The sequence below is a fragment of the Litorivivens sp. genome, from assembly GCF_057445395.1.
Genome location: NZ_JBVBUV010000119.1, coordinates 1 through 5,949 on the forward strand (window position 1 = coordinate 1; position 5,949 = coordinate 5,949).

7 protein-coding genes and 4 tRNA genes are annotated in these 5,949 nt (G+C 55.9%); 10 read left to right on the forward strand and 1 reads right to left on the reverse strand.

Annotated elements, in window-relative coordinates; translation table 11 throughout:
* Positions 1-191 precede the first annotated feature (191 nt).
* Entirely contained in the window at positions 192-290 is a 99-nt protein-coding gene (locus AC222A_RS18460; protein ID WP_486775417.1) for a TRL domain-containing protein, read from the reverse strand.
* A gap of 350 nt (positions 291-640) precedes the next feature.
* Here AC222A_RS18460 and AC222A_RS18465 point away from each other — a divergent pair, with 350 nt between their 5' ends.
* The 10 genes from AC222A_RS18465 to AC222A_RS18510 all read left to right on the forward strand — a co-directional run.
* A complete protein-coding gene (locus tag AC222A_RS18465; RefSeq protein WP_372750106.1) occupies positions 641-1,177 on the forward strand; it encodes a carboxymuconolactone decarboxylase family protein in 537 nt (178 codons plus the stop codon).
* 141 nt (positions 1,178-1,318) lie between these two features.
* Positions 1,319-2,269 carry an HDOD domain-containing protein gene (locus AC222A_RS18470; RefSeq protein ID WP_372750105.1) on the forward strand — a complete coding sequence of 317 codons (951 nt, stop codon included), beginning with the start codon at positions 1,319-1,321 and terminating at the stop codon, positions 2,267-2,269.
* 56 nt (positions 2,270-2,325) lie between these two features.
* On the forward strand, positions 2,326-3,303 hold the full coding sequence (birA, locus tag AC222A_RS18475) for a bifunctional biotin--[acetyl-CoA-carboxylase] ligase/biotin operon repressor BirA (RefSeq protein ID WP_372750104.1): 978 nt from the start codon (positions 2,326-2,328) through the stop codon (positions 3,301-3,303).
* A 14-nt stretch (positions 3,304-3,317) separates the two neighbouring features.
* Positions 3,318-4,037, forward strand: a complete 720-nt coding sequence (locus AC222A_RS18480) for a type III pantothenate kinase (RefSeq protein ID WP_486775414.1) — start codon at positions 3,318-3,320, stop codon at positions 4,035-4,037.
* A 23-nt stretch (positions 4,038-4,060) separates the two neighbouring features.
* Positions 4,061-4,741, forward strand: a complete 681-nt coding sequence (locus AC222A_RS18485; protein WP_486775415.1) for an SPOR domain-containing protein — start codon at positions 4,061-4,063, stop codon at positions 4,739-4,741.
* 62 nt (positions 4,742-4,803) lie between these two features.
* Positions 4,804-4,879: transfer RNA gene (locus AC222A_RS18490), tRNA-Thr, on the forward strand.
* Positions 4,880-4,972: 93 nt separating this feature from the next.
* A tRNA-Tyr gene (locus AC222A_RS18495) sits at positions 4,973-5,056 on the forward strand.
* 35 nt (positions 5,057-5,091) lie between these two features.
* A tRNA-Gly gene (locus tag AC222A_RS18500) sits at positions 5,092-5,165 on the forward strand.
* A 20-nt stretch (positions 5,166-5,185) separates the two neighbouring features.
* Positions 5,186-5,261: transfer RNA gene (locus AC222A_RS18505), tRNA-Thr, on the forward strand.
* A gap of 95 nt (positions 5,262-5,356) precedes the next feature.
* Positions 5,357-5,949 (forward strand): GTP-binding protein (locus AC222A_RS18510; RefSeq protein ID WP_486775416.1); only part of this gene is annotated, 593 nt, incomplete at its 3' end.

Below are 5,949 nucleotides of genomic sequence, written 5' to 3' on the forward strand. Positions count from 1 at the left end.
CTCAGAAGTGAAACGCGTCATCGCCGATGGTAGTGTGGGGTTTCCCCATGTGAGAGTAGGACATCGCCAAGCTTTAATTTAAAACCCGAGATTCGACAGAGTCTCGGGTTTTTTTATGCCAAAAAATCGACAATATCTACGGGGGAGCGCTTAGTTGCCCTTCACCACCGTGCAGGATTTCGAATAGAAGCTTAGTACGGGTCTACGCTCGATATTTTCGAAATGCCGCCATTGCGGGCTGCCGCCTCAACCGACTCATCTCCCGTAGCAATTAACCCGATGCTATTGATAGCAAAGGTCTATCCGTCTTTTGAACCACCCGCTTTCTCGGCTGCAGTAATGGGGCCAGAAACGTTGGTGTATGCAGCGGAGCCGACAGGTGAGTACACAGAGGCGCAGCCACTGGCGATGACAGCTAGTGCAAATGAAGCTGCAGTATTGAATCGCTTAACATTTCCTTTTTTTTGAGTCTTGGATAAGACACTAACTGGCCTTTGCTAAAACAATGCACTGCGCTGGTGCGCGACGAGGTGTCACACCTGTTTCTGTCGTCGTTAATTTTCACATCCTCCCTAGATCGTCTCATCGGTTCAGATAGCCTGTGCGTAGTGCTGTTAAACGAAAAGCTAAAGGAGGTCTAATGTCGCGTATTGATCCTGTCGACGCAGAAGTATGTAGCGCTGACCAGCGCACGCTGTTTGAAACAGTAGAAAAGAAAATGGGCAGTGTCCCCAATGTGCTGAAAACCCTTGGCCATTCGACCGCAGCTCTGGATGCCTATCTCAAACTGTCGGCAGCCCAGGAAAAGAGTGCCTTTACCGCTGCGGAACGCGAGCTGTTGTCGCTGGCGATTTCCGCGGAAAACAGCTGCAAATACTGCGTTTCGGCGCACAGCGCAATCGCGTCGCAACTCAAGCTAAGCGAGGAGCAAATCAAAGCGGCAATGTCCGGTAGGGCGGGCGATGTCCGAATGGAGGCAGCTCTGCGGTTGGCGAAGACCTTGGCCGCCGAGCGAGGCTGGGTCGGTGATGATGCCCTTCAGTCTGCCCGGAAAGCCGGCCTTAAGGACGGTGAGGTCATGGATATCGTACTGGCGGTTACGGCAAACACGCTGACCAACTATGCAAACCATCTCGCAGACACCGACATCGATTTTCCACCCGTCGACCTACCATAGATCAGGTGCGCTGACGGTGTACCGGGCTGCGCGGCATTGTGTGGGCGTCGTGCGCTCTACTCCATCCGTATTTTCCCCAATTCTTTCCTCTGGTTAGCCCGCTTACTGTCTGCACATTATAAGGTCAGCGGAGTCGCTACTTTGGACATTGGCGTAAGCACTGCCGAGCGGCGAGTTTTGGAACAGCTGCGGGTTACAGCGACTGGGCTACCTACGCTTCCGGGTGTTGTCACACGTATTATCCAGGTGGTCAATGATGATGCCGCGTCGGCCAACGACATGGTGAATGTCATTCAGCGCGATCCGGCACTGGCGGCCAAGCTGCTCAGGGTCGCGAATTCCCCGATATACGGGAGCCGTCGAGGTGTTGAAACCCTCCAGCAGGCTGTCGTCCGGCTTGGGCAAGCAGCAACACAGAACCTGGCGCTGTCTTTTTCACTGGTGTCTGCACTGAAGATGCAGTCTGAAGGCGAACTCGACTACGCTTTCTACTGGCGGCGTTGCCTGCTATCTGCCAGCGCTGCCAAGTATGTGGCAGCAAAAAAGCGGCCTGCTGACGCTGAGGCCCTGTTTCTGGCGTCGCTGATGCAGGATCTTGGGATGATGGTATTGGACAAGGTGTTCCCCGCTACCTATCGGCAGCTTCCTTTTTCTCAAAGTGACCACGCTCGACTTGTCGCCCACGAAAATCAATTGTGTCGCGCAACTCATCCGCGTGTCGGAGCATGGATGATGGAAGAGTGGGGCTTCAGCGAACGAATGCAATCAGCGGTAGCCTACAGCCACTCGCCACTGGATTTGCCCGCTGGGGATGGCGAATTCGTTCGCTGTGTTGCCTTGTCGGCACGCATGGCTGATGTGTTGCTAGCCGACGATAACGAACGGGACATGTCGGATCTATTTGCGATCGCCAGCCAATGGTTGGCTCTAGATAAAGAAGATGTCGCTGAGATCATTCAGGCTCTGGTCAAAACTGTGCCAGCCTTTGAGCGAATGTTTGATACACGCCTGCTCGACCAGGAAAAACTGGAGCTACTCACCCTGATGGCGCGTGAAAAGCTCGATGAGCTGCGCGCCGACTCGCCGGACTAGCCCTCCCGCTCTTCAAACCTGCTATTATCGCGCCACACAGAAGGGGCGGTGATTCAATGGAGTTAACAGATATTCTTGGTGCGCTCGCTGATGGCGAGTTTCACTCGGGCGAAGAGCTCGGCGCGAAGCTGGGTGTCAGCCGCACGGCTATCTGGAAACAATTGCAGAAGCTCGACGAAATCGGTCTTCGTGTCGATTCGGTCAAGGGTAAGGGATATCGCTTGCCCGGTGGCTATGCGCCGCTTGATGCCCGGGAAATTCAAAAAGTTCTAAGTGGCAAATCTGCAGGCTTACTGGCCGAACTTATCGTCGAGCAACAGATAACGTCCACGAGCTCTTACCTCTCTGATTTGGCTCGTGTTTCGCCCCGTTCGGGCGTGGTCTGCGTTGCTGAACAGCAGACCGCCGGCAGAGGGCGGCTTGGTAGGACCTGGGTCAGCCCTTACGGTCGCAATCTGATGTTTTCTGTTCTATGGGAGTTTGACGGCGGTGCAGCGGCGCTTGAGGGTTTGAGTCTGGCGGTGGGGGTCGCTGTCGCACAGGCCTTGAGTGGGGTTGGGCTTGACGATATAGCCCTCAAATGGCCGAACGATATATTGCATGGTGGCTCGAAGCTGGCGGGGATCCTCCTGGAGATGCAAGGCGATGCAGCCGGCCGCTGTCAGGTCATTATCGGCATTGGTTTGAACGTCAATCTTCCGGATGATGCGCCGATTGATCAGGCCTGGACAGATCTCACCCGCGCGGCGTGCCCTGAGCTGGATCGTAATAAGCTGCTCGGCGCTATTCTCGACAGGCTGTTGCCACTGTTGCAGACATTTTCCAGTAGCGGTTTTGTGGCTTTCCAGGAGGATTGGGAAAGCTTTGATGCATTTAATGGCGCGCCAGCTACTGTGCGGCGTGGCGACGTAGCGACTGAAGGCATTTGCCGTGGTGTTGCTAGCAACGGCGCGCTGCAATTCGAAACTGCCAACGGACTTGAGTATATCTCCGGCGGAGAAGTGAGTCTGCGTCCTCTGGTGGACGGCCGTTAGTGGATGGGGGTGGCGTGATACTGGAATTTGACCTCGGCAATAGCCGCTCAAAGTGGCGAATGCTGGAAGAATCCCGGGTGGTGGATCGTGGCGTAACCGACGATGTCTCCTCTTTAGCGCTCGACCATTGGCCGGTTAGCCGTATTCGCGTTGCCTCCGTTGTCAGTGAGGCGTTAGAGCAGAAACTCGTTACTTGGGCGCAGCGCACCCTGAAGATTACACCGGAATTTGCGCGCACTAGCGCTAGTTGCGCCGGCGTAAAAAACGTCTACGCTGAGCCCCATCGGCTCGGTGTGGACCGCTGGCTGGCGATGCTGGCGGCCTATTCCCAATGTGACGCTGGTGTGCTGGTCGTCGATGCGGGTACCGCTATGACGATCGACTATGTGGATCGTGGCGGCCAACACCTGGGGGGTTATATTTTGCCGGGGTTGCGGTTGTCCGAGCAGGCGCTGCTCAGAGATACTTCTCGTGTGCTGTTTTCCGAACCGGTCGTCCCGTCTACGACACCGGGGTGTTCTACCGGTGAGGCGGTTCGGCACGGCGGCTACTTTGCGGCGATCGCGCTCCTGGAAAAGGCTGTTTCTCAGGGGCGGACTTTGCTCGGCGAGGACGCTCGAGCCCTGATTACTGGGGGTGACGCCGAACTCTTGCAGTCTTTATTTGCCGATGGCTCCCATTTTGACTGGCAGCCTGATTTGGTATTTGATGGGCTCTCCATCGCCCTGCCCTGAAAGATAATATAAGAGGACACACTGTGATCCGCTGGTGCTTTGCATTGTTGTTGCTGGCAAATGGCTTCTACGCGCTTTGGATTTGGCAGCAGGGTGCGCCAGCGCAGGCCGCGCACAATACGCATTCCGATGGCCGAGCCGTTCCGACGCTGGTGATGATTGACGAGCTGGAGCGCCCGGAGCGGCTGGCGTTGACGGCGAAGCCTTTGCCTGAAGAGCAGTCGGCACCACAGGTAATCCCCGAAAGCTGTTGGCTGGTAGGCGAGTTTGACCAGAAATCCCAGGCGGATCTGGCAGTGGTTACCGTGCAATCCCAGCAGCTCGTGGCCGGACTCGAGACCGTCAAGGTACCCGACGAGCCTGATTATTGGGTCCATGTGGGGCCGTTCTCCAGCCGTGACAAGGCCTTGGGGGTGCTGCAGAAACTTCGCGCGCGCAAAGTGGATAGCTTCCTGATTGACGATGGGGAGCTGAAGAACGCGATTTCCCTCGGTTTCTTTTCCCAGAAGCGTTCGGCAGAGCGGCTGCGCGATAAATATCGCGAGCTGGAATATCGGGTGCGTATCCACGAAGTAGCACGTTTTCGGCCCCGTTATGAGGTTTATGCGAATGGTCGGGTAACCAGCGACGATCTGCGCGCGGCTTTGGCGGCGGCTGGCCTGCAGGTGACGCCGGCAAAAACTACTAAAAAATCCTGTATTTGAATTGCGTCCCTAATCAAGTTCGTCTAGAATGCCGCCCTCGTTTGAGGCCGTGGTGAGACTGTGCTGGCGTAGCTCAGTTGGTAGAGCAGCTGACTTGTAATCAGCCGGTCGGGGGTTCGACTCCTCTCGCCAGCTCCATTTTCTCAGTTTTCACAGTAGCTTAAGCGAGTTATTTGGGTTGTTTTCGTTGACAGTGGTACGCCCTGTCAGCAGAATATCCCGCTCTCTTGGGGAGGGGTTCCCGAGTGGCCAAAGGGATCAGACTGTAAATCTGACGCGAAAGCTTCGGTGGTTCGAATCCACCCCCCTCCACCATTACTTTCCGTGATGTGTGAAAGTTAGCTTTATGAGCGGGTATGGTTCAATGGTAGAACCTCAGCCTTCCAAGCTGATGATGCGGGTTCGATTCCCGCTACCCGCTCCAACGAACAGTAAGTTTGTAGGGCTCATATAGCTCAGTCGGTAGAGCACTTCCTTGGTAAGGAAGAGGTCACCGGTTCAAATCCGGTTATGAGCTCCATTAATATTGGCGGCAAGAGCCTATGGTGGGCTATTGCCTTTTGTTGTGTTCAGAAGAAAGAAGTCGTTTTAACGCTCGGCTAGGAGACTGTCGCGATGGCAAAGGAAAAGTTTGAACGTACCAAGCCCCACGTAAACGTGGGCACGATTGGTCACGTAGACCATGGTAAGACAACCCTGACTGCGGCGCTGACGCGCGTGTGTCACGAAGTATGGGGCGGTGCAGCCGTGGCCTTCGACGGTATCGACAACGCTCCGGAAGAGCGCGAGCGCGGCATCACCATCGCCACCTCGCACGTTGAGTACGAGTCCCCGACTCGCCACTACGCTCACGTTGACTGCCCGGGTCACGCCGACTACGTCAAGAACATGATCACCGGTGCTGCCCAGATGGACGGCGCTATCCTGGTCTGCTCCGCTGCTGACGGCCCCATGCCGCAGACTCGCGAGCACATCCTGCTGTCTCGTCAGGTTGGCGTACCCTACATCGTCGTGTTCCTGAACAAGGCCGATATGGTCGACGACGAAGAGCTGCTGGAACTGGTTGAAATGGAAGTTCGCGAGCTGCTGAGCGAGTACGACTTCCCGGGCGACGACACCCCGATCATCACCGGTTCTGCGCTGATGGCGCTGAACGGCGAAGACGACAACGAAATGGGCACCTCTGCCGTCAAGAAGCTGGTAGAGAC

Excerpts from the sequence above, each read along its gene's own strand:
- AC222A_RS18465 (WP_372750106.1), top strand. The coding sequence starts at position 641 with ATGTCGCGTATTGATCCTGTCGACGCAGAAGTATGTAGCGCTGACCAG.
- birA (WP_372750104.1), top strand. The coding sequence starts at position 2,326 with ATGGAGTTAACAGATATTCTTGGTGCGCTCGCTGATGGCGAGTTTCAC.